The sequence below is a fragment of the Bowmanella denitrificans genome, from assembly GCF_039522935.1.
Taxonomy (GTDB): Bacteria; Pseudomonadota; Gammaproteobacteria; order Enterobacterales; family Alteromonadaceae; genus Bowmanella; species Bowmanella denitrificans.
The window spans coordinates 280,606-302,511 of sequence record NZ_BAAAEI010000006.1; the positions used below are offsets into that span (position 1 = coordinate 280,606).

At 50.4% G+C, this 21,906-nt stretch carries 20 protein-coding genes; 5 read left to right on the forward strand and 15 right to left on the reverse strand.

What is annotated here, in order from left to right; translation table 11 throughout:
- Position 1 precedes the first annotated feature (1 nt).
- From ABD028_RS04230 to ABD028_RS04245, 4 genes are all read right to left on the reverse strand, one after another.
- Positions 2–3,265, reverse strand: coding sequence for a TonB-dependent receptor (locus ABD028_RS04230; RefSeq protein ID WP_343842151.1), 3,264 nt, complete (start codon positions 3,263–3,265; stop codon positions 2–4).
- A gap of 106 nt (positions 3,266–3,371) precedes the next feature.
- Positions 3,372–4,301, reverse strand: coding sequence for a FecR family protein (locus tag ABD028_RS04235; RefSeq protein WP_343842154.1), 930 nt, complete (start codon positions 4,299–4,301; stop codon positions 3,372–3,374).
- Positions 4,298–4,849: an RNA polymerase sigma factor gene (locus ABD028_RS04240; RefSeq protein ID WP_102796862.1), complete on the reverse strand. Its 552-nt coding sequence runs from the start codon at positions 4,847–4,849 to the stop codon at positions 4,298–4,300. Before ABD028_RS04240 ends, ABD028_RS04235 begins: the two co-directional genes overlap by 4 nt.
- A gap of 99 nt (positions 4,850–4,948) precedes the next feature.
- Positions 4,949–5,461, reverse strand: coding sequence for a MarR family winged helix-turn-helix transcriptional regulator (locus ABD028_RS04245; protein WP_343842157.1), 513 nt, complete (start codon positions 5,459–5,461; stop codon positions 4,949–4,951).
- 114 nt (positions 5,462–5,575) lie between these two features.
- Between ABD028_RS04245 and ABD028_RS04250 the strand changes: the two genes are divergently transcribed.
- Entirely contained in the window at positions 5,576–6,799 is a 1,224-nt protein-coding gene (locus ABD028_RS04250; protein WP_343842160.1) for an MFS transporter, read from the forward strand.
- 44 nt (positions 6,800–6,843) lie between these two features.
- Here the strand turns inward: ABD028_RS04250 and ABD028_RS04255 are convergent, their stop codons facing one another.
- On the reverse strand, positions 6,844–7,479 hold the full coding sequence (locus ABD028_RS04255; protein WP_343842162.1) for an NAD(P)-dependent oxidoreductase: 636 nt from the start codon (positions 7,477–7,479) through the stop codon (positions 6,844–6,846).
- A gap of 100 nt (positions 7,480–7,579) precedes the next feature.
- Here ABD028_RS04255 and ABD028_RS04260 point away from each other — a divergent pair, with 100 nt between their 5' ends.
- On the forward strand, positions 7,580–8,491 hold the full coding sequence (locus tag ABD028_RS04260) for a LysR family transcriptional regulator (protein ID WP_343842165.1): 912 nt from the start codon (positions 7,580–7,582) through the stop codon (positions 8,489–8,491).
- Here the strand turns inward: ABD028_RS04260 and ABD028_RS04265 are convergent.
- From ABD028_RS04265 to ABD028_RS04275, 3 genes are read right to left on the reverse strand one after another with little or no spacing between them, the layout of a single operon-like run.
- Positions 8,481–9,347 carry an alpha/beta hydrolase gene (locus tag ABD028_RS04265; RefSeq protein WP_343842168.1) on the reverse strand — a complete coding sequence of 289 codons (867 nt, stop codon included), beginning with the start codon at positions 9,345–9,347 and terminating at the stop codon, positions 8,481–8,483. The two genes, ABD028_RS04260 and ABD028_RS04265, sit on opposite strands and share 11 nt — an antisense overlap.
- Before the next feature lie 32 nt (positions 9,348–9,379).
- Complete coding sequence (locus ABD028_RS04270) at positions 9,380–9,856, reverse strand: HAD family hydrolase (protein WP_343842170.1); 477 nt, start codon at positions 9,854–9,856, stop codon at positions 9,380–9,382.
- Positions 9,857–9,879: 23 nt separating this feature from the next.
- Entirely contained in the window at positions 9,880–10,452 is a 573-nt protein-coding gene (locus ABD028_RS04275) for a DUF6151 family protein (protein WP_343842173.1), read from the reverse strand.
- Positions 10,453–10,600: 148 nt separating this feature from the next.
- Here ABD028_RS04275 and ABD028_RS04280 point away from each other — a divergent pair, with 148 nt between their 5' ends.
- Positions 10,601–12,763 (forward strand): S9 family peptidase, encoded by a 2,163-nt coding sequence (locus ABD028_RS04280; RefSeq protein ID WP_343842176.1) that lies wholly within the window; start codon positions 10,601–10,603, stop codon positions 12,761–12,763.
- 29 nt (positions 12,764–12,792) lie between these two features.
- Here the strand turns inward: ABD028_RS04280 and ABD028_RS04285 are convergent, their stop codons facing one another.
- The 4 genes from ABD028_RS04285 to ABD028_RS04300 all read right to left on the reverse strand — a co-directional run bounded on the left by ABD028_RS04285 (position 12,793) and on the right by ABD028_RS04300 (position 16,573).
- Positions 12,793–14,403, reverse strand: a complete 1,611-nt coding sequence (locus ABD028_RS04285; RefSeq protein ID WP_343842179.1) for a methyl-accepting chemotaxis protein — start codon at positions 14,401–14,403, stop codon at positions 12,793–12,795.
- 527 nt (positions 14,404–14,930) lie between these two features.
- Positions 14,931–15,413 (reverse strand): GNAT family N-acetyltransferase, encoded by a 483-nt coding sequence (locus ABD028_RS04290; protein WP_343842182.1) that lies wholly within the window; start codon positions 15,411–15,413, stop codon positions 14,931–14,933.
- Positions 15,403–15,891: a MarR family winged helix-turn-helix transcriptional regulator gene (locus ABD028_RS04295; RefSeq protein WP_343842183.1), complete on the reverse strand. Its 489-nt coding sequence runs from the start codon at positions 15,889–15,891 to the stop codon at positions 15,403–15,405. Before ABD028_RS04295 ends, ABD028_RS04290 begins: the two co-directional genes overlap by 11 nt.
- A gap of 94 nt (positions 15,892–15,985) precedes the next feature.
- A complete protein-coding gene (locus ABD028_RS04300) occupies positions 15,986–16,573 on the reverse strand; it encodes a TetR/AcrR family transcriptional regulator (RefSeq protein ID WP_343842186.1) in 588 nt (195 codons plus the stop codon).
- Positions 16,574–16,669: 96 nt separating this feature from the next.
- On the opposite strand from ABD028_RS04300, the gene ABD028_RS04305 reads away from it, so the two are divergent.
- Complete coding sequence (locus ABD028_RS04305) at positions 16,670–17,605, forward strand: alpha/beta hydrolase family protein (protein ID WP_343842189.1); 936 nt, start codon at positions 16,670–16,672, stop codon at positions 17,603–17,605.
- Positions 17,606–17,612: 7 nt separating this feature from the next.
- On the opposite strand, the gene add is transcribed toward ABD028_RS04305, so the two are convergent.
- Positions 17,613–18,611: an adenosine deaminase gene (gene add, locus ABD028_RS04310; RefSeq protein ID WP_343844017.1), complete on the reverse strand. Its 999-nt coding sequence runs from the start codon at positions 18,609–18,611 to the stop codon at positions 17,613–17,615.
- 174 nt (positions 18,612–18,785) lie between these two features.
- Between add and rsmF the strand changes: the two genes are divergently transcribed.
- A complete protein-coding gene (gene rsmF, locus ABD028_RS04315; protein WP_343842192.1) occupies positions 18,786–20,204 on the forward strand; it encodes a 16S rRNA (cytosine(1407)-C(5))-methyltransferase RsmF in 1,419 nt (472 codons plus the stop codon).
- Between the two features lie 315 nt (positions 20,205–20,519).
- On the opposite strand, the gene ABD028_RS04320 is transcribed toward rsmF, so the two are convergent.
- Together ABD028_RS04320 and tesB are read right to left on the reverse strand one after the other, a co-directional pair.
- Positions 20,520–21,044, reverse strand: a complete 525-nt coding sequence (locus ABD028_RS04320; protein WP_102796874.1) for a gamma carbonic anhydrase family protein — start codon at positions 21,042–21,044, stop codon at positions 20,520–20,522.
- 1 nt (position 21,045) lies between these two features.
- A complete protein-coding gene (gene tesB / locus ABD028_RS04325) occupies positions 21,046–21,906 on the reverse strand; it encodes an acyl-CoA thioesterase II (RefSeq protein WP_343842196.1) in 861 nt (286 codons plus the stop codon).

Consider the following 21,906-nt stretch of genomic DNA (forward strand, 5'->3'; position numbering starts at 1 on the left):
GTTAGAAACTATGGCTGTATTGCAGGTAGTAGTAACGACCAATGGGACTGTGTACGGCCCCAAAGTGACCATAGGCCTCGTCCGCCAACGGCGCTTCACGATCAAACAGGTTTTTCACCCCAACAGATAAACTACTGCCATCCAGACCAAACTCGCGCAGTTGCACACTGGAAAACAGGTTGACGCGATACCAGTCTTCGATTCGCCAATAGCGGATCTCATCGTCCACCGTGATAGACGCGCTGGTTTCATCAAAGGCTGAGACATACTCCAGAGTCGCCCCCGCGCGCCAGTTGCCCTGCTTCCATTTCAAGGTGGAGTTAACCTTCCATTGCGGTTTGCCATCGATGCCTGCTAGCTCACCCAGATTGTCCACCGGTAGTCCCATAGTAAAGAGTTGCTGGGCTTCGCTGCCCGGTAGTTGCTCAAAACTGATCAGACGGGCTGCATTCAAGCTGTAGCCAAAAGAACCCAGAGAGGTCTGCCAATCGTAGTTCAGGGCAAAGTCCATGCCGCTAATAGTGCGGGTATCCAAATTCTGATAAGGATCATAAACGCGAATAATCGCCCCAGCCGGGGTAATAGAAGTGCCAGCATACAACTCCAGCAATTCTTCGCTGGGTGCTTCACGCTCCACATTGGGATTGCTGCTACCTTGCTGGCGATAGAACAAATCCAGCGCTACCTGGTTACTGCCACTTAGCACTCCTACCACACCTTCCTGCTTGATTTTCCAGTAGTCTGCCGTGATAACCAGCCCATCCAATGGGGTGAGTACCAGACCATAGCTGACGCTGGTGGAGTCCTCAGGTTTAAGATCAGACGCGGTACGGACGTTCTCAACGTTACTGCCGCCGCAGTTGGAAAAATCGCCTTGAATAATGCCTTTTTCCAGCTCTGCGGCACATTTTACGTAGTCAACGGTGCTGTTGATGCGAGCCACCCCGGAGTCGTTAACCTGTACCAGGTTTGGTGCGCGAAAGCCTTCAGACCAGGCACCTCTCAACATCAGGCTGTCATTTAGCGCCCAGGATGCCGCGACCCTGGGTGTCAGGGCACTGCCCACATCAGACAGGTTCTCGTAGCGGGCAGCTAATTGCAGTTGAATGTCCTGCATCAGCGGGAACTGCATATTGGGCGAAACCAGCGGTAAATGCATTTCCACAAACGCCGACCACACATCGCGATCACCCGAAGTGTCATTGGTAGGGCTGTTACCTAGTGAATCACTTTGGGAGTACTCGCCGGTGATCGCATCAATAAAAGGTGATGTGCCATCCAAACTGTCATCACGGTCATCTTTAAAGGCCTCGCGGCGCCATTCAACGCCGGTGGCAAACCCCAGCGGTCCGGCCGGCAACGAATACAGCTGGTTGTTGGATAAACGAAAGTCAGCAAGGGCCAGGCTGGTGGTGCCTTTTTTACGCACGTCGGCCTGAATACTTCTGATCACATGCTCAGGGTTAGGGGTCAAATCGCTTACTGATACACCTTCCCCATTACCTGCACCGTTAAAAGGGTTGTAGGCGTCTTCGGTATCCAGTGATAAAGCTTGCTGGAACTTGGTGCTGGACACGCCGTTTTTAGTCAGATCGTCGCTAACCGCGCGTGAATATAGAATCGCCGAGTCGTAATCCCAGTTATCCCAGTTACCCCGGGTGCCGAGTAAGGCTCTATATGTGAGGTTCTTCACTATGCCACGACGCTGACCGGCATCCAGAATGCGATAATCACGCAGGATAAGATCCAAGCCCTCATCAGGTAGCTGTACTCCCTCAACCCGATTCGGATTTAATCTGCCATCGGCGAAGTACTTGGGACCAAATGGGTTCCAGTAGTTGTGTGCCGGGATCACCATACGGGCCGTACTGAGTACCCGCGACGATTCACTGAGGCGGTCAGTTTTACCGTAATACACCCCAAGCTCGCCAAAAAGCTCCTGTTTATCGCTTAGGTCATAGCTGAACACAGAAAACAGATTAGCCCGCTCACGATCCGAGTACAGCTGGCGGTTGGCGTCGATATCGTAGTAAAGGTTGCGATCGTCGGTGGAAGACAGAAAACCATCGTCTACACACAGACCGTCCCCCAGCGCCAGTAAACAGCCCTTGTTGCCAAAAGGCTGCACATGGAAACGTCCTGACGAGTTGGTGATAGCCGTGCCATCATCAAGCAGGATCTTGCCCGGCTTCAACATGTCAAAGTAAGCAAAGCCACCAATAGAAGAGCGGTTATCGAAGGACGTGTTGCCTTCAAAGTCGGTTCCCGCTAACAGCGGCTCACGGTTAGAAGAGGCGCCTTGTGGCAGGTTAGTCGCAGGCACGGCATTGCGATGGTCATAGTCGGCAAACACAGAAAAATGCCCGCGCCCTTGGCTAAAATCGCTACCGGCATTGATGCGAAACGTACTGTCACGACGTTCCAAATCGGGCGCTTCACCGTAACGGGCGGTCACTTTTAACCCATCAAAATCATCCACCATCAGGGTATTGACCACCCCGGCTACCGCATCAGCGCCGTATAAAGCCGACGCGCCGTCACGCATTACTTCCACGGCTCGCACACCGGCAGTGGGTATGGCGTTCATATTCGGTGTGACGGCTGGCACCAGGTTCTCGGTCTGAAAGCCCGGATGCATTACCATACGACGGCCATTGATCAGCATCAGGGTGTTGCCAGTGCCCACCGAGCGCAGGTTCAGCGAAGCAACATCGCCCCTGGCGGTATTGACACCACCAGCAGTGGCAGATTCATTAAAATTGACATCGCCGTTTTGCGGCAGCATGCGAAGTAAATCCATGCCATCCTGTACCCCTGCAATGTCCAATTCGTCACGACCGAGTAGCGTCATAGGCAACGTGTCAGCCATCCGCGCGCCTTTAATATGCGAGCCCAAGGCAACAACTTCTTCCAGGCTGTCATCTTGTACTGGCTTATTTGTTGATTTACGGCTGGTTTTCTGAGGCTTTTGCATAATTACGATGGCGCCGTTGTTATCTTCCACGGCCTGCAAAGAAGTGTGCGCCAAGGCCTTTTTCAGCGCGGCCAGCACAGAAGTCTGTTCACGCACAGCTTGTACCTGAATCTGCTTTGTCTGATCTGCCGGGGCAATAATCACCAGATCAAACTGTCTGGACAAGGTGGCAATAACCGACTCCAAGCTTTGAGCCTCAAAACTGATAGCCGTAGTCGCTTGCTGAGCCTGTGTGGACGTGCTCAGGGCCAGACTGACGGCCAACAAAGCAGGTTTAATACGAAAGCGCATGGATTCCCCTTTAAGTTAGTTTTTCGCCGAGTTTTTTGCGGCGTTCATGGGGATGACGAATAACCCGCGGCGGTTTTCCAGCAGCAGCTTAAGTTTCACAAAAGTTTCATATACTCAGCCAAATCACACCCTGGGCATCTTTGTGCCAATGAATGTTATGACTTAGTTGCAGGGCGTCGAGCATCTGCTCCAGTTGGTCAAGGCGAAAAGCTGCCGTCAGGCGCTGTGAAGCCAAGGTGGGATGACTGAGTTTCAAGGTCACATTGCTATAACGGTTTAGTACACTGATTACATCCTCCAGCGTACTATCTTGGAAATTGAATCTTTGCTGACGCCAATTGGCAAACTGGCTGTCAGGCAGAAACTGCACGGGTGACATTCCCTGCTTATCCAACATCACTGCCTGGTTGTTGGTAAGTAGCTGAACCTGATGATTCTGGCTAACTTCCACTCGCCCATGGGCAACACCTACTGTGATTTGCTCAGCCCTTTGCTGCACATCAAACAAAGTCCCAAGTACGCGAATGTGGCTATTTTTTACTGTCACTATAAAAGGTCTTGTCTCATCAGGACTGACATCAAATTCCGCATCTCCTTTTTGCAGCCAGACCTGGCGGTCGGTATCGGACAGATTCACCTGAGCCAGACTGTCGCCGCCTAAGGTCAGCGAAGATCCGTCGTCCAGCCTGAATGTCTGGATTTGACCTTTTTCTGTGTGTAGTTGAAGGATGTCTGACTCAACCTGCCAAACCGGGACCAGCAGAACTGCCAATAAGGCCATGCAGGCCGCCAGCCATGCATACCTTGCATACCTGGGCTTACGAGCCTGAAGTCTGACACTAAGTGCATCGGCAACAGTTTCCGTGTACGTAGTTTGGCGCCACAGCAATTCAGCTTCCCGGTAGTGCTGCTGATGGCGGCTATCCTGCTGCAGCCAGGCTTTAAATTCCTGCCACTGCTGCTCGCTGGCCTGACCTGAATGCAGCAATACCAACCAGTGCCGCGCTTGTTGCTTGATAGGGTGCTGGGTTTTCACAAATACTCTCTTTGCTGCAGTTCATATTGCTGACGACCCTCTTCCCACGCCTGCAGTATGGTCTGTATTGTGGTGTGCGCGCGTTCGATATTGCGGCTGATATCCGCCATGGAATAGCCCGTACGAGCGGCAATCTGCTGATAGGTTTCACCGCGCAAACGGCTTGCCACAATAAGGTCCCGTTGCTTAGCCGGTAAACTGGCAACGGCCCGTTCAATCACCAGCATCTTCTCGCCCTGTAAAAAACTGGATTCAACACAACTTTCATTCAGCGGCGCCAAGCCTACTTCGACAAAAATTTCGTCAATTAGCTGCTCCTGACGGGTTTGCAGACGGTGTGCATCAATAATCAGGTTACGGGCGATAGTGTAAACAAAGGCTTTGGGATTATCCGGCGGTTGAGTAAGCTGCGTTTCGGCATATCGCATAAAGGCTTGTTGGGCGATATCTTCAGGATCCGGCGGGCCATTACCGAATTTAGCCCGGAGCAAACCACACAGCTCCTGCCAATAACTTCGATAAAATTTAGTTAAAAATGCCTGTTTCATCCCGAATGATCGCTACATCCCGACCTGGGACTGGCATCATAGGGGCTGGCAATGACAGTTTTGTTACAGTTAGCTCAACAACAGGATTTTAGCGCCGAGTTAGTCCTGAATAGCCGCAAGCCATTGTTTTAGCGATCCTACCAGTCGCTCTCTACTGGCATCGTCCAGATTACCAAGCAATTGACGTAGAGTTTTCAGATGGCACGGGAACACAGCCTCTATGGTTTGCATCCCTTTATCGGTAAGTTGTACTTTCACGCTGCGCCGGTCTTCCTGACTATGTGTGCGGGCAATCAGGCCTTTTTGCTCAAGTTTGTCCAAGCGGTTAGTCATAGCACCCGAGCTAAGCAGCATTGACTGATGTAACTGCGAAGGCGTAAGGCAATGCGGGGCCCCCGTTCGTCTCAGGGTAGCCAGCACATCAAATTCGCCGTATTTCAGATCAAATGCCTCATGACATTTCCCTACTTCCGCTTCAATGGTTTTCATCAGACGAAACATACGACCAATCACCTTCATCGGCAGCAGATCACCTTCAATTCCTTCAGTTCGCCACTGGTGGGCAAATACATCAAGGTCGTCGTCATCTGCTTGTTTGACTGTGATAGGCATGGAAGGCACTCATCTGTATTTATCTTTATATAAAGATACTTTACCCAGACCGACTAACTCAGTAAACTCCTCTTATCTTCACATAAAGATACTTCAGTTAGAGATATATTTACCATGCATACCAACCAAGCAACAGCGTCACGCCCTGCACCGCCGGTCTTGCTGTTTATCACCATAGTGTTGATCGCGCTGAATCTGCGCCCGGTACTAGCCTCTATCGGCCCTTTACTGGATGCCATGCAGCAGGATCTGAGCATCAGCTATGCCACTGCATCGATGCTGACCACCTTACCTGTTGCCGCCATGGGAGCTGCATGCTTCTTTGGCTTTACCATCGCCTCACGCTTGGGTATGGGGCGTACCATCAGTTTTTCTTTGGCTGTTCTGGCCCTGGCCACAGGGTTGCGTTTTTTTGTCGACTCAGCGTTTAGTCTGATCCTTTCTGCACTGGCTGCAGGTTTGGGTATTGCTCTGATCCAATGTCTGGTACCTGCCATTATTAAGGCCAACTATCCTGGCAAGATAGCCGCCATGATGGGTTTTTATATTACTGCAATTATGGCGGGTGCCAGTCTGGGCTCGGCGGTATCCCCCTGGTTTGCCAGTTTCAGTGCCTGGCGTGGAGGCTTAGGTAACTGGGTGTGGTTGGCTATTGTTGCCTTAGCACTGTGGTTATTATGCAGTCATCGCTGGTATTTACCCAGCCAACCCGCTGCTACCGCCAGCAAGACCCGTTTCTGGCAACATAGCCGGGCCTGGCAACTTGCCATGATGTTTGGTCTGGGAACCGCCGCGTTTGTGTGTGTGCTGGCCTGGCTTGCGCCCTATGCGATGGAAAACGGCATGAGTGCCCAACAGGCAGGTTTGCTGATGGGCTATCTGACCCTGATGGAAGTCGTGGCGGGTCTGTTTTTTCCGGCTTGGGCCAATCGTCAAAATGACCGTCGTATGGTGCTGATAACGCTGTGTTTATTGCAAGCAACAGGTTTTTTGGGTCTGATGTTGGCGCCCCATATCAGCTTATGGCTCTGGGCCACCTTGCTAGGCTTAGGGGTAGGTGGCATGTTTCCTATGGTGATGATTGTCACTATGGATCATCAGGATGACCCGGTGATGGCCGGCAAACTGGCTGCCTTCGTTCAAGGTATTGGTTATCTTGTCGCCAGTATCGCGCCCTGGGTAGCCGGTATTATTCGTGACCAGTTAGCCAGTTTTGATATGGCCTGGTTGATGCTGGCCCTAGGGGCCTTTGTATTGTTATTGCTGTCACTGAGTCTGACACCTGGCAGCTATGCCCGCGCTTTTCCCTCAGCCTTACAGCCTTGTGAATCCGTTTGAGTAGTGTGGACGGGGAGAACAGCTCTCCCCGCAAACTAAGTGGCTTAATAAGCCACACCAATGCGCTGATTTGCGAAGCGTTTTTGCTCAACTTCATCAAGCATTGCCTTAGCATAATCTTGCACCGAAATTCTGCTGTTACCCTGTTCATCAGTTAGCAGATTATCCTTGCCAACTCGATATTCGCCAAGGCGCTCCCCTGGGAAAATGTCTGCTGCCGGACTGATATAGGTCCACTCCAGCGCCTGAGGCTTGCTGCGAAATATCGCCAGAGCCTCGCCTTGTGCCTGCGCCTCGTCCTGGTATGCAACAGGAAAGCCTTCCGTGGAGAGCAAAGATACCCCCGGAGCAACTTCCAGACTACCCGCTCCACCAACCCATAACAGACGTTTTATATTGGTGCCAGGCAACTGTTCCAGTAACAATCTGGCGGTTGCCGGTACCATTTGGTGCTTACCTGCCGCTCTGCCTCCGACCGACACCAGCAACACTTCAGCATCCCCTATTGCCTGTGCCAGGTTTTGCGGATTTTCCAGATCAAATTGCTGTACCTCATCGACTTCAGCTTTGAGACGCTGTGGGTTACGTACCAGGGCACGTACTTGATGCCCGCGAGCTTTTGCTTCAATCGCTAACTGACTGCCGATCCAGCCGCTCGCACCTAAAAGCGCTACTTTCATGTTTTACTCCAATTTGTGGTTGACGGCGTGCAGTCTACTGGTGCATATATTTTGAATAAACATCGCATTATGAACATGATTGTGTCAGTAGAGGTTACTAATGGATAAGCTCACCGCCATACGAAGTTTTGTCGAGGTGGCATCCTGTGGCAGTTTTACCCTAGCCGCTGAGCGGCTAAACCTGAGCCGCCTGCAGGTATCGAGACATGTGCGCGAGATAGAAGACTGGCTGGGCCAGCGGCTTTTACACCGCACTACACGTAAAGTCAGCCTGACCGATAATGGTCAGCATGCATTACAGCATTGCCGCCGTATTATTGAAGAAACGCAGCAGATGACATCCCTGGCTCAGCAACAGCGTACCGAATTGCGGGGCAGTATCCGGGTGGCAAGCCCCATTGGTCTGGCCCAGAATCTGTTATTCGAACTGGTGGATGCGTTTCTTGCAACGCACCCTCAGACCCGCATTCATTTGTTGGTTTCCGACAGCTATGCTCATCTGGTGGACGAGCGAGTCGATATTGCCTTAAGGTTCAGCCATCAACCGGATGAACAATGGATAGCCAGGTCAATATTCAACATTGATACTGTGCTTTGCGCCAGTCCAATCTATGTGCAGCAGGCAGGCATGCCTGTCACGCCGCAGGATCTCCCCCACCACAATTGCCTGGTGCATCTTGAACAACATAGTTGGCAGTTTGGTGAAGAGTTAGTGGATGTCAAAGGTAACCTGCAGGCCAATGATCTAGGCGTTTTACTCAAAGCCGCCTTGCGTCATCGCGGCATTGTGCGTTTACCTTGCGATTTGGCCAATACTTACCTGGAAAATGGCCAGTTACTTGCCCTATTAAGCCATTTCCCCGGCCCTTCATTGGCCCTTTGGGCGGTATACTTATCCAGACTACACCAATCACCACTTGTTCGTGCCTTTATTGATTTTCTGGTGGCGCATTGGCGCACCGATATCAAGGCGGCAGCATTGCCCCCTGATATAGGTACCGCTAAGGAGTAGTTTGCGAAGAGCCAAACAACCAGCTTAATCCGCGTATGGCCACAGTAGGAAAAGCCGTTTCATGCCGGGCATCTGGGACCAGATAAAGTTGCACGTCAAAATCCTCGAAGCGCCAGGGGGCAAGTTGACTTTTTAAACTGATGGCATCGCCGACCAAATCATGGGATATGTTGCTACCAAGTGGCGTTTCCAGCTCACCGACACCAATGAAAACTTTACCTTTGGGGGCAACTTGGCCATCAGCCCAGGCTGACACCTGACTCAACAACGCTTTATTGTCGTACCACAGTGACGGGCTGCCGAGCACATAGTGTTCAAATAAAGTGGGTCTGTTGAGCAGTGCATACAAACCAAACAAACCACCCAGAGAATTTCCCACAAATGTGCGCTGCGCTGGTGTTGTTCTGTATCTTGACTCGATAAATGGTATAACCCGCTCAGCCAGAAAGTGCAGGTGGCGCTGGGCACCGCCGGTTTCCAACCGCCAGTCGTCTGCTTTGCTGGGGGTGAAATCCCGAACCCGACTGGTATTTCCTGACAGGCCTTGTTGCCAGTCAATACCTACTAAAATGGCTTCTTCCATCGCCTTACTATTCATCGGAAACTGTGTTGCGCCGGCTATCAATGGAAAGCTATAGGCAGCGTCCATCATATAAATAACCGGGTAGCGGTGAGTAAACTGTTTTGGCTGATAGTAGCTGGCTGGAAGCTTGACGACGATATCGTAATAGCGTCCCCTATCATCAAGGGTCTGTACCTCAGTGTTGGCGATTCGGTATTCCCCACCGTACAACCGAAAGCAGGTTAACAGGGTTAAAACGGCCATCAACCATACCGGGGTTTTATTGTTGTTCATTAACGCCCATTCCCTATTCTTATCTTTTGTGTTTATTCTAGACCAGATAACAACCAGGAAGTCAGCATGTCGAAGTTCTCAACTTGCTGAACTCCATGGGTATTTTCTCCGTGATGTAGATTTAGCCAACAGGCAGTTAAACCAGCATCCAGTGCGCCCAGCACATCGTTATGCAGGTTATCTCCTATCATTAGGATCTGCGTTCCGGGGCAGTCTAACTGCACACAAATTTGTTGATAATAGGCCTTTGCGGGTTTTTCTACTTTTAATTGTTTAAAGCAAAAGATACGCGTCAGATATTGATCCAATCTCCCCCTCACCAGTGCCTGTCGTATTTCAGCTTCATCGGAGTCTCTGGCGTTGGTCGCAAGGTGACAAGTAAAACGTTGGGACAAAAGTTGCAGCGCCGCTGCGGCCCCAGGCATGGCCTGTACAACAGGCCAATTCATCATCGGCCCGCTTTGGCCGGGTATATCCCGCATCAGCGTGTCGCCCCAGTCGAACAACAAATGTCGATACCCTGAAGACACCATTATTTAACCAGTACTCTGGGTTCGCTGACGGGCTTTCCTGCCACATCAAATAAAGGATGAGGCTTGCCTCGCCCTGAGAGTTTATCTGCCAGCAAACGGCTCACTATGCGCAAGAGCAAGCGCCAGGGTGTACCTTTACTGTTTTTTTCTGCCGGTGGCTTGGCTGTGGCAAATTTGCCATGCACATAGCCTTGCACCGGCCCCAGTAACGCTTCTTTGTCCTGCCCCTCCTGAAAAACGCTATGAATTAAACCGACCAGCGGCATAGACGCCGACACGGTATTTCCAATAGGGGTATTACAGCAACCCGCATACCAGCGTAACAGGCCTTTTTCACTGAGCTTCAGACAGCGCAAATGTTCCTGGCCCTGACTGAATTGCAATTGCGCCGGCGACAACTGATAGATTTCCGTACCACCAAAACTATCCAGCACATCGGCGCGCCCCAATTCCCGGGCAAACGCCTGACAATCGTCGCAATAGCAGACCAAACGGGTCCCCGTCCTGGCCCCAACGTTCAGTGCCCGGCCTTGTAGCTGACCGCAATCACAACTTAATCCTAAAATATGCATGCTGTTCTCCTTATCAGGGCTTTCACTCAAGTGTTCGGACAAGTCCACAGCGCAGAATAGCTTATTGGACAATCCGTCATAACAATATCGCATTAATACAATCACAAAGGTATATTAACCAACCTTTTACCTGCGTCAGGGAACGAAAATGAAAAAAAACCTGCCCTTCTGTCTTTCAATAGTCGCTGCCACTTTATTGGTTGCCTGTAGTCCGGCTACACCCACAAAACAAGCTAACAACAATGAAGCTGTCAGCGTTGTGGCCAGTGCCCCGGTGGCTGAGAAAATCCCCTATGAAATGGTGATGCACGGCGACACTCGGATTGATAGCTATTATTGGATGCGTGACGACAAACGTGAAGACCCAAAAGTTTTGGCCCACCTGGAAGCGGAGAACCACTACGCAGATGCCATGCTGGCTGGTACAAAACCCCTGCAGACCGAGCTTTTTGAAGAAATGAAGAGCCGCATAAAAAAAGATGATGACTCCGTTCCCACCCGTTCCGGCAGTTTTTACTACTCTTCGGAAATGCGCGGAGACAATGAGTACCCGGTATATGTGCGCAGCAGCGATTTTGCCGGTACCGACAAACAGGCGTTGCTGGATGCCAATAAACTGGCAGAAGGGCATGAGTACTATAACCTCGGTGGTCTAAGCGCCAGCCCCGACGATAAGCTGCTGGCATACGCTGAAGACACACTAAGTCGTCGCATTTACAGCATAAAGTTTAAAGATCTGCTAAGTGGCGAATTACTCGGCGATGAGCTGCAGGGTACCTCCGGCACGACCCTATGGGCTAATGACAATAAAACGGTGTATTACATTAAAAAAGACCCACAAACCTTGCTGGGTTATCAGGTGTTCCGCCATACCCTGGGAACCCCTCAGGAACAGGATGAATTAGTGTATGAAGAATCCGACAATACCTTCTACACCGGTATCAGTAAAAGCAAAGATGACAGCCTTATCTATATACACCACTCGTCCACCGAAACCTCAGGTGTGTCACTGATCGATGCCAATAATCCCAATGCTCCGCCGCAGGCCTTTGTCCCCCGTGAAGCCGGTCTGGAATACGAAGTGGCCAAGCTTGGCGACACCTTTTATGTGCTGACCAACCTGGATGCACAAAACTTTCGCCTGATGAAAGTCGCGGCGGATAAATTAGGGGATAAAAGTCACTGGCAGGAAGTCATTGCCCACCGCCCGGATGTGCAACTACAGGGCTTCGAACTATTTAACCAGCACCTGGTGTATCAACAGCGACATAACGGTCAGTCAGAGCTGTTTGTACAAAAGTTGTCTGGGGGCCCGGCACACAAGCTAAGCTTCAACGACAATGCCTATATGGTGCACTTGTATGGCAATAATGAACTGGATAATCCGGCACTACGGGTTTACTACACCAGTATGACCACTCCTGGTACCCATTATGATGTGGATCTGAATAGTTTCGCCTTAAATCAGCTAAAACAACAACCTGTACTTGGCGATTTTGACAGCGCCAATTACGCCTCTGAGCGATTATTTGTCGAGGCCCGTGACGGCGCGAAGGTACCTGTTACCCTGGTTTACCGCAAAGACAAATTCAAAAAAGACGGCACTAACCCACTTTACCAATATGGCTATGGTTCTTATGGTGCCACCATGGATCCAGGTTTTTCCAGCAACCGACTGAGTCTGTTGGATCGCGGCATCGTCTACGCCATTGCCCATATCCGTGGCTCTGAGATGCTTGGCCGCCCCTGGTACGAAGACGGCAAAAAGCTGACCAAGAAAAACACCTTTAACGATTTTATCGACGTGACCAAAGCCCTGGTAGCGCAAGGCTACGGCCATAAAGATAAAGTGGTGGCTGCTGGCGGCAGTGCTGGCGGTTTATTAATGGGTGCGGTGATCAATCAGGCGCCTGAGCATTACTTAGCGGTCGCGGCTCATGTGCCCTTTGTGGATGTGGTCACCACCATGTTGGACGAAAGTATTCCACTCACCACCAATGAGTATGATGAATGGGGTAACCCCAACGACAAGACCTACTACGATTACATGCTGTCCTACTCCCCCTACGACCAGGTCAAGGCCCAGGCCTATCCTCACCTGCTGGTTACCACTGGCTTGCACGACTCACAGGTGCAGTACTTTGAACCCGCCAAATGGGTGGCCAAGCTGCGCGAAATGAAAACCGATAGCAATATGCTGGTGTTTAAAACCGATATGGAAGCTGGCCACGGCGGTGCGTCAGGACGCTTTAAGCGCCTGCACGACACAGCGCTGGAGTACGCCTTCTTCCTGGACAGGTTGAGTAAATAACAATGAAAAAAGCGGCTCAGGCCGCTTTTTTATGCTGGTAGCTTAAATCTGGCAATGGACTCTGTCAGATTTTGACTCTTACCCATCAGATCTTTGGCAGATTGCGCTGCCCCTTGGGTATCCTGCAAAGACTGTTTACTGTAATCATCAATCTTTGCAATGTCCCTGGCCATTTCCTGGGCCACCGCAGATTGCTCTTCGGTTGCAGTGGCAATGGACTGAACCATGGCAGCAATTTGTTCCGCACCATGAACAATGCCTTCCAGCGAGCGACCAGCCTCTTCGGCCAGCTCTACACTGCGATTGACCTGCTGTACACACTGATTCATTGAACCCACAGCCTGTTGCGTTCGGCCCTGAATGGCACGAATACTTTGCGCCACTTCTTCGGTTGCCTGTGTGGTTCTGGCAGCCAGGGTTCTGACTTCGTCTGCAACGACGGCAAAACCGCGCCCCTGTTCACCTGCGCGGGCTGACTCAATCGCCGCATTTAGGGCGAGCAAGTTAGTTTGTTCAGCAATGGAGCCTATCACACCGATAATGTTCTCAATCTGAGTACTTAGCCTGCCCAGCTCAGCCACATCTTCGGCAGAGGTTTGTACCATTGTTGAGGCCGATTTAATTTGCGAGACGGTTTCACTGACCACCTTTCCACCGGTCAGCGCCATATTCTTCGCTTCATCGGAGCTGGATGCTGCGATCTGACTTTGCTGGGCAACTTCCCCTATGGTTGCACTCATCTCCTCAATGGCGGTCGCCACCTGTGCAGACTGCGAGGAACTCGCTTTGGACTGCGTTGCTATGCTGCCGCTAATAGCGTCGATCTGCGAAGAACCATCTTGCACACTATGTGACAGCTCACGAATGTGCCGCAGCAGACTGGTGAGCGCATCTGACATCTGATTACTGGCAGCCGCCAAGCTGTCCAGCTCATCTTGTCCGTTATGCGGCACACGGCCCTGGCTGAGATCGCCCTGGGCAATTTTCTCGGCGGCACTCAGCACTTTTTGCACTTTACTGGTAATCCGGTTAGACAAATACAACGCCACAAACACGCCAATCACAATAGCAATCAACGTACAAACCAGCAGAATGGTCAGGCTCATTTTCAGGTCAGCAACCAAAGTATTTAATGCAGCTCTTGCGTCAGATTCTTCTTCGCTGGCGGAGGTCTCCAAAATGTCTTCCAATGGTTCCAGATATTGATCTTCAAATTTCCTGTGCAATTGCAAAAATTCACGGTGCCGATTGGTATCAAAAACGGCGAAAATCTGGCTATTGACCCCCTGGTGATAGGCTTTCATCCAATCCGCCAAACGGGACATTTTCTCTCGATCCTGACTTGAACGCGACTCAAGAGGCACAAGTTGCTGGTGTGCATCCATAAATTGTCGATAGTTGCTGTTGAAGATGTCCTTTTGTCCGCTCTCACCGTGCAGAAATGTTAATGCAGCAGCATGCATATCGCGCATTTCATCTATCATGGTTAAGTACAACATGGCGCCAGGCACATCATCTCCAGCCACTTCTTCGGCAATCTGAGTTTGCCTGTTTACAGCTCCCCATAGCACCAGACTGGACGTTACCATCAACACCAGAATAATAGTGAACGCACTCAACAACTGTTTTTTTAAGGTCATTACCCAACTCCATTTATCCGTAATCAAACTATCCTAGCCCTCAGCATCTAAGTTAGTAAACCAGCGATAGCATTTATCAACACGAAAACTGTATATACACACAGCATCTATGTTAGTTTGATTTAAATCTGATTAAAAAACAGGAACTAAAAATGCTATTAGATTCAGAACCTACTGCCCCTAGAGACTTTGACTTTATGGCTGGTGACTGGCAGGTCAGACGCTGCCCAAGGGATATATTAAATGGCGGCACAAATTGAATTGAGTTCGATGGACTGTCATCCACCATTAAAACCCTGGGTGGACTTAGCAATGTTGAGGACAACCTTTTACTTTTACCTGACTCAAAGGTCAGAGCAAAAGCTATTCGTTCTTACCACTCTGAAGCCGGGTTATGGTCTATACAGAAAATATGATACAGGCTGACAGAGCAAATATGCTGCGAGCCTGTTTCAATGTAAAAAAGAAAGCATAACAACAGACCCGCCACGGTCTGATTTTGGCTCGCACTTGGCACACCGTAAACGTCAAACTCCCTTATATTGCATGGCCACATCACAGCGCGCATAAGCTGCACCAAAACGCTGCATGATTTCATCGCTATGCACAAAGCCGTTCTTCTCATACAAGTGGATGGCTGCCTCGCACTTTTTATTGGTCAGCAAAAACAAACAGGAAACAGGCATTAGCTGTGCCTGGCCGATAACATATTGCAGCAAGGGTTCCCCTACTTTTATGCCGCGCGCTTTGGCAATCACCCCCATCTTGGTTAGCTCAAATATGCCGTCACCCTTGTTAAGTAAAGCACAGGTACCCACTATGCCCAGTTCAGGATGACGGGCAAACCAGATTTCCCCACCGGGCTCAATCACATAATGATATGGGTCACTGAGCATAGCGGTATCCGCTGCTTCCATACTAAACATCCCCTCAATCCATTGCTGGTTAATACTCAGAAAATACTTAGCCAATTCATCGCTATAAGGCAGAAATTCGATTTCAGTTGGCATCTTTTCGCTCCATTACCCGTTGATACAAGGATTGTTTCTGCATGGCCTGTTCCAGCGTTTGCAGCGCCTGATAAAAATTATTCTCAAAATCGGTACAAAGAGATTTCGCCGCGGCGTCCACATCTCGCCACATGGGCTGCATATACTCAACCTGCGCCAGTCCCTCCTCGGTGAGACCGATGACCTTACGTCTGGAATCCTGCTCACAACTGGTCAGTGCAATATAACCTTGTGCGGTAAGCTGTCGGCAAAACTGACTAATAGCGGGTTGGCTTAGTCCAAGGGCATTGGCCGCATCCACCACACTGCTCGGCCCCTGGCGGTAAATCAGCGCCAGCAAGGTAAACCAACGGGGCTGGGCTTCTACTCCATAGGCTTTATACACAGCCGCCGCATCGGCCAGCATGCGTTCACTTAAGCGCTTTAGTCGGCTACCCAAGGCCAGCTCGGCCAGATCATCTAAAAAATCCAGTTGCATTGACTTTCCCCCAAACAACATAAACATTTATATAACTGCTTATGTTTATTGGCAAGAAAAAATTCACAACAAAAATAGGATTAACCAGCCAATGCTATGGTTTGGGGAACTTTTGTATAAATAATGCGCGCAATTCCAGAGCGACTGTATCCAGCGGGGCCAGGCTTTTCTCCGCCCGACACAAAATAATGCTGCCTTCCAAAGCCGATATACTCAAAATCGCCAGACTTCTGGCCTCCTGCTCTACCAAGCCATGTCTCATTAACATGGCTGCCAATGTGGCCTGCCAGTGTCTAAATGCTTCACTTGCTGCCTGTATACCGGCTTTGGCGTCATCATTGGCCGGCTCTTCCATCACCACCGCCAGTAGCGGACAGCCTGCATTAAATTCATCCTGCAGCAGACGGACACGCCATCTGGCCAGAAAGTCATCCAGCCCTTGTACGGGATCCTCAGCGAAGACTTTTTGCAGAAAACCACTAATGGACTGCTGCGTCCATTCAATCGCCTCCTGCACCATTTGGGTTTTGCCACCTGGAAAGTAATGATAAGTAGAGCCTAATGGGGTATTGGCAAACTTGGCCAGCTCTCGCACGCTAGTGGCGTTTAAGCCTCGACGACGAATCATATCGGCAGTCGCCGCGACTAAACGTTGGCGAGTATCGTTAGCCGTTTTAACCATAAATAAACCTCTTTCTATTACAATCGTTATAGACTATCTTTAAGGCATTATAACAGTCGATATAATATCGACCAGGGACATTATACGGAGCCTAACATGCACTCCAAACCAGAATCACGTCAGATCAGTGCCTTAGATGGATTTTCCCTCTCTAGTACCCACTATAGTGCCGAGGGTGAAGCCCAAGGGAATCTGCTTATAGCTGGTGCCACCGGAGTACCGCAACGTTTTTATCAGCGAATTGCTTTGTATGCCGCCAGTCAGGGATTAAATGTGATGACGCTGGACTACCGCGGCATAGGGCTTTCCCGCCCTGCCAGGCTTAAAGACTTTAAGATGCATTATCTTGATTGGGCCAGGCTGGATTTGGCTGCCGCGGTTGCGTTGTTGGCCAAACAAGACTTACCTCTGTATGTATTGGGACACTCATTTGGCGGGCACGCCTTTGGCTTACTACCCAATCATCATCATGTCAGCCGATTTGCCGTATGCGGCACGGGCGCCGGATGGCACGGCTGGATGCCATGGCGGGAAAGCTTGAAAGTGCGAATGATGTGGCACCTGATTCTGCCTGTGCTGACTCGAATAAAAGGTTATTCGCCCTGGTCCAAACTAGGTATCGGCGAAGACTTACCCCAGGACGTATTTTATCAGTGGCGGGCATGGTGCCAGTATCCACACTACTTCTTCGACAACCCGGATACTCAGGACTTGCTGGACTGCTACTATAAAGTGCGCACCCCCAGCCTATTTATTAATGCCACCGATGACCTCTGGGCTATGCCAGCTTCAAGGGATGCCTTTATCCGCGCCTACGCCAACGCCCCTATCCATACTCTGGATATCGAATCGCAAGGCACCCCCATAGGTCATATGGGCTATTTTCGCGCCCAGCATCAAGATTTATGGCAACCCATAGTGCAGTGGCTTAAACAAGGCAGCCCGGCGTCAATTGGTGCATCACGCTTACAGCAATATGCGCCGGGAGAATTCAATAAAGCGCAGTTATTGCTGCCCAATCTGGCGTTGTAGGCTCAGATCAGCCTGCTTTGCTGGCAAACAATGCGCGCTTATCTTCGGCAGATAAAAACGCTGCTTGTACACCATTACGTTGCACTTGCTCTAACTGTTCGCGGTTAAGGCCGATAATGTCACTGGCGACCCGATATTCATTTTCCAGGTTGATGTTCGACACAGCCGGATCGTCAGTGTTGAGGGTGACGCAAATGCCTTTATCTAAAAACACCGGAATGGGCGAGTCTTTAATCGCCTTAATGGTGGCCGTTTGATAGTTGGAGGTGGGACACGATTCCACCGCAATAGCGTTTTCAGCCATATAATCCATCAAACGCTCATCCTGTGTTGCCGCCACACCATGACCAATGCGAGTTGCGCCTAACTGTTCTATGGCATTCCAGATACTTTGTGGCCCGTCTGCTTCTCCTGCATGCACGGTGATCTGCCAGCCGGCATCGCGTCCCAGGTGAAAATGCTCCAGGAACAAGCTGGCAGGAAAACCCAACTCGTCACCGGCTAAATCCAAGGCACAAATTTTGTCTTTATGGGCCAGAAGTGCCTGCAGCTCGCCCATACAGGTTTGCGCACCGAATGTGCGACTTAAGATACCGATTAGATTGGCTTTAATGCCGAATTTTTCGCTGCCAGCCCTGACCCCATCGATGACTGCTTCCACTACGTCAGGCATAGGCAGATTGTGATTCATCGCCATATAGTAAGGGGAAAATCGCAACTCAACATAGTCCAGCCCTGACTCATGGGCGTCTTCCATGTTTTCCATGGCGACCCGGTAGCAAGCATCTAAGTTGGCTAAAACCGATACGCCGTAATCCAGTTTTTCCAGAAAGGCGAGCAAATCACTGGTTTGATCCTGGACTTGGGTCAGGGGTAGCAAAGCGTCAAAGCTGTTGACCGGCAACTTTATCTGATGTTGCTGGGCCAGTTCCCAGATAGTACGGGGACGGATATTACCATCCAGATGGCGGTGTAAATCAACCAGAGGCAGGTGGGGGTTTATTATCATCTTTGCTTCCCTTTAGCATTTACTGTGGCACTAGAGCGTGTTGACCTGTTGAGTATAAACGCCAATGAGCAGGATAACCGAATACACTTTAACTAAACGCTCAATACTTAGACTGCGCAGCGACCGCATAAATCCGTATAATGCCGCCTTCGAACCCTGCTGGCGTTAACCATGAACACATTGCTTCCTCAAGCTTTTATAGACAAAGTGGCCAAACTGCTGCCATCTGAACAAGAATTGCATGCGTTTGTCAGCATTTGCCATCAGAGTCTGCGTAAGAGTATTCGGGTCAATCAGCTTAAGATCAGCGTCAGCGCCTTTTGCGACAGAATGCAGGCGCAAGGCTGGCAACTCACCCCCATTCCCTGGTGTGAAGCAGGCTTTTGGCTGAGTCGCCCACCCGAACAGGAAAACACACCGCTTGGCAATACGGCCGAGCATCTGGCCGGACTATTTTATATACAGGAAGCCAGTTCAATGTTGCCGCCGGTGGCCCTGTTTGCTCAGTTGGATGCTCCCGAAAGGGTTTTGGATATGGCCGCTGCGCCAGGTTCCAAAACCACACAAATCAGCGCGTTGATGAATAATCAAGGCATACTGGTGGCCAATGAGCTGTCCTCCAGTCGCCTGAAAGTACTGTCAGCCACGATCCAGCGACTGGGTGCGGCCAATATCGCCATGAGTCATTTTGATGGTGAAGTATTTGGTCAGTGGCTGCCTGACACCTTTGATGCCATTTTGTTGGATGCACCGTGTGGCGGTGAAGGTACGGTACGTAAAGATCCGCAGGCCATGCAAAATTGGTCAGAGCAAGCATTGCAGGACATCTCAGCCATACAAAAGCGACTGATTGACAGTGCATTCCAAGCGCTCAAACCCGGTGGCACCCTGGTGTATTCCACTTGTACTCTGAGTCCTGAGGAAAATCAGCAGGTGGTACAGTGGCTACTGGAACAATACGGCGATGCCGTCAGTGTAGAATCGCTGGCTGATTTGTTTGCTGGCGCAGAACAAGTAGTGACCGCTGAGGGTTACCTGCACGTCTGGCCGCAACGTTTTGACAGCGAAGGTTTTTTTGTCGCGCGGCTGAGAAAAAACTACTCTGCAGGCGAAAGCATAAACCACAAGAAAGCCGGAAATTTTCCATACCAGCCAGCATCGGCCAAACAACAAACGTTACTTTGCGACTATCTGTACCATCAATTTGCCATCACTCTACCAGATGGTTTCCGCCTGTATGTCAGGGACAAGGACTATTGGCTGTTCCCTGACGCCTTTACAGAGCTTATTGGCCGTTTTCGTTTTGATCGCATCGGCGTAAAACTGGCGACAGCCCATAAACAGGGGTTTCGCCTGAGCCATGAAGCGGCTTTGGCCCTGACTCTCACAGATAACAGCCCCAGGGTAAATCTGAACCTGGCGCAACTGTCTGAGTTTTATCAGGGCAGAGATCTTTTCCTCGAACAAATACCACAGGGAGAACTACTGGTTTGCCTGGACGGCTTTGTGGTTGGTTTAGGAAAAGGTATTGGTCAAAAGCTGAAAAATTCGCTGCCCCGCGAACTGGTCAGAGACGGGCTCAGCTTGTAAAAAGCATGCTATTCAAAGTCAAAAAAAGTGCCGTCATAGCACGCTGAAAATGCTGTGGATAAGCCCTGCACAACCTGTTATCAAGCTGATGACAACGTTGCCATAAATATTATCTAAAATTTTGATTTAAATAGACAAAATAAATGATGGAAAAAATTGTTTATAAATTCAGCAAGGCTGTTCTACAATTATCGTCCGGCTTGAAAAATTTTGTATGACACTTCTCCATTTTCCAAGCTTTGAGTTAGCGCACGGCTCTGAATAGAGCCATTCCCCTAAGCCCAGAGCCCTCCCCGGGTCTCTGGGTCTTTTTTATTATTCTTCCAGCGCTGCCAGTTCCATCAAATAGCGTTTGCCGTTTTGCACGTAGTGAGCGGCTGATGCTTCCAGCATGTTACATTGTTCATCGGTCAGGCTGCGTACCACTTTGCCAGGACTGCCCAGCACCAGACTGCGATCCGGTATCTGCATATTTTCGGTAATTAAGGTGTTAGCCCCTATCAGGCAGTAGCGGCCAATTTTAGCGCCATTTAGTACCACAGCATTAATGCCAATCAGGCTGTAATCACCGACATCACAGCCATGTAGCGTCACTTTATGGCCCACTGTCACGCCTTTACCCAGAGTCAAGGGATAACCTATATCGGTGTGCAAAACACTGCCATCCTGAACATTGGTATCGGCCCCGACCTGAATCAGTTCATTATCGCCCCGCATCACCACGTTAAACCAAACCGATGCCTGCTCTTCGAGCGCGACATCACCAATAATTTGCGCGTCTGGCGCAATAAACACATCGCGCCCGATCCTGGGTGCTTTACCGCCAATTCTATATCTCATATCAATCCCCGATCTTTCGCATCAGGCCTTCCTGCATGGTGGATGCCACCAATTGGCCTGCCCGGTTGAATATTTGTCCCCTAACCAGCCCTCTGGCATTGCCTGAAAACGGACTCTCCATACAGTAAAGCAGCCAATCGTCAAAACGAAATGGTCTGTGGAACCACATGGCGTGATCAATAGTGGCCATTCGAACGCTCCGATTCATAATCGACATACCATGGGGCTGCAATGCGGTCACCAGAAAATAATAGTCAGACGCATACGCCAGCGTGGTTTGGTGCTGGTTTAAATCATCGGCCAGTACACTGCTGGTTTTCATCCAAACATAGCGCATTGGCTCCATCACCTTGGGGGCCATCGGATTAATCGCCTGTACCGTGCGCATATCTATCGGCCGGTGATAAGCGAGCTTTTCCACCATCACCGCCGGTAGTTTATCCAGCACATTTTCATAATAGCGAATGTCCGGCTGCAAGCTCTCCGGCGCTGGCACATCAGGCATATCGCCATACTGATGGGTCAGACCATCCTCCGGTGACTGGAACGACACCGTCATAAAAAAGATGGTTCTCCCGCCCTGAATCGCCTTGACCCTGCGGGTACAGAAACTGCGCCCGTCGCGCATATTTTCCACGTCATAGACCACTGGCTTATGGGCATCGCCAGGCAGCAAAAAATAGCAATGATAAGAATGCGCCACTCGCTCTGGCTCAACAGTCTGCTGCGCTGCAGCCAGCGCCTGGCCCATCACCTGACCACCAAATAATGCGCGAAAGCCCAGATCCCAACTTACCCCCCGATACAGGCCTTCTTCTAGCTTTTCCAGGGTCAGTAATTCCGTCAGTTTAATATCATTCAT

Excerpts from the sequence above, each read along its gene's own strand:
- ABD028_RS04240 (WP_102796862.1), bottom strand. The coding sequence starts at position 4,849 with ATGAAACAGGCATTTTTAACTAAATTTTATCGAAGTTATTGGCAGGAG.
- ABD028_RS04320 (WP_102796874.1), bottom strand. The coding sequence starts at position 21,044 with ATGAGATATAGAATTGGCGGTAAAGCACCCAGGATCGGGCGCGATGTG.
- ABD028_RS04260 (WP_343842165.1), top strand. The coding sequence starts at position 7,580 with ATGGATAAGCTCACCGCCATACGAAGTTTTGTCGAGGTGGCATCCTGT.
- ABD028_RS04265 (WP_343842168.1), bottom strand. The coding sequence starts at position 9,347 with ATGAACAACAATAAAACCCCGGTATGGTTGATGGCCGTTTTAACCCTG.
- ABD028_RS04285 (WP_343842179.1), bottom strand. The coding sequence starts at position 14,403 with ATGACCTTAAAAAAACAGTTGTTGAGTGCGTTCACTATTATTCTGGTG.
- ABD028_RS04300 (WP_343842186.1), bottom strand. The coding sequence starts at position 16,573 with ATGGTTAAAACGGCTAACGATACTCGCCAACGTTTAGTCGCGGCGACT.
- ABD028_RS04255 (WP_343842162.1), bottom strand. The coding sequence starts at position 7,479 with ATGAAAGTAGCGCTTTTAGGTGCGAGCGGCTGGATCGGCAGTCAGTTA.
- ABD028_RS04290 (WP_343842182.1), bottom strand. The coding sequence starts at position 15,413 with ATGCCAACTGAAATCGAATTTCTGCCTTATAGCGATGAATTGGCTAAG.
- ABD028_RS04295 (WP_343842183.1), bottom strand. The coding sequence starts at position 15,891 with ATGCAACTGGATTTTTTAGATGATCTGGCCGAGCTGGCCTTGGGTAGC.
- ABD028_RS04280 (WP_343842176.1), top strand. The coding sequence starts at position 10,601 with ATGAAAAAAAACCTGCCCTTCTGTCTTTCAATAGTCGCTGCCACTTTA.
- rsmF (WP_343842192.1), top strand. The coding sequence starts at position 18,786 with ATGAACACATTGCTTCCTCAAGCTTTTATAGACAAAGTGGCCAAACTG.
- ABD028_RS04245 (WP_343842157.1), bottom strand. The coding sequence starts at position 5,461 with ATGCCTATCACAGTCAAACAAGCAGATGACGACGACCTTGATGTATTT.
- ABD028_RS04275 (WP_343842173.1), bottom strand. The coding sequence starts at position 10,452 with ATGCATATTTTAGGATTAAGTTGTGATTGCGGTCAGCTACAAGGCCGG.
- ABD028_RS04250 (WP_343842160.1), top strand. The coding sequence starts at position 5,576 with ATGCATACCAACCAAGCAACAGCGTCACGCCCTGCACCGCCGGTCTTG.
- tesB (WP_343842196.1), bottom strand. The coding sequence starts at position 21,906 with ATGAATGATATTAAACTGACGGAATTACTGACCCTGGAAAAGCTAGAA.
- ABD028_RS04305 (WP_343842189.1), top strand. The coding sequence starts at position 16,670 with ATGCACTCCAAACCAGAATCACGTCAGATCAGTGCCTTAGATGGATTT.
- ABD028_RS04230 (WP_343842151.1), bottom strand. The coding sequence starts at position 3,265 with ATGCGCTTTCGTATTAAACCTGCTTTGTTGGCCGTCAGTCTGGCCCTG.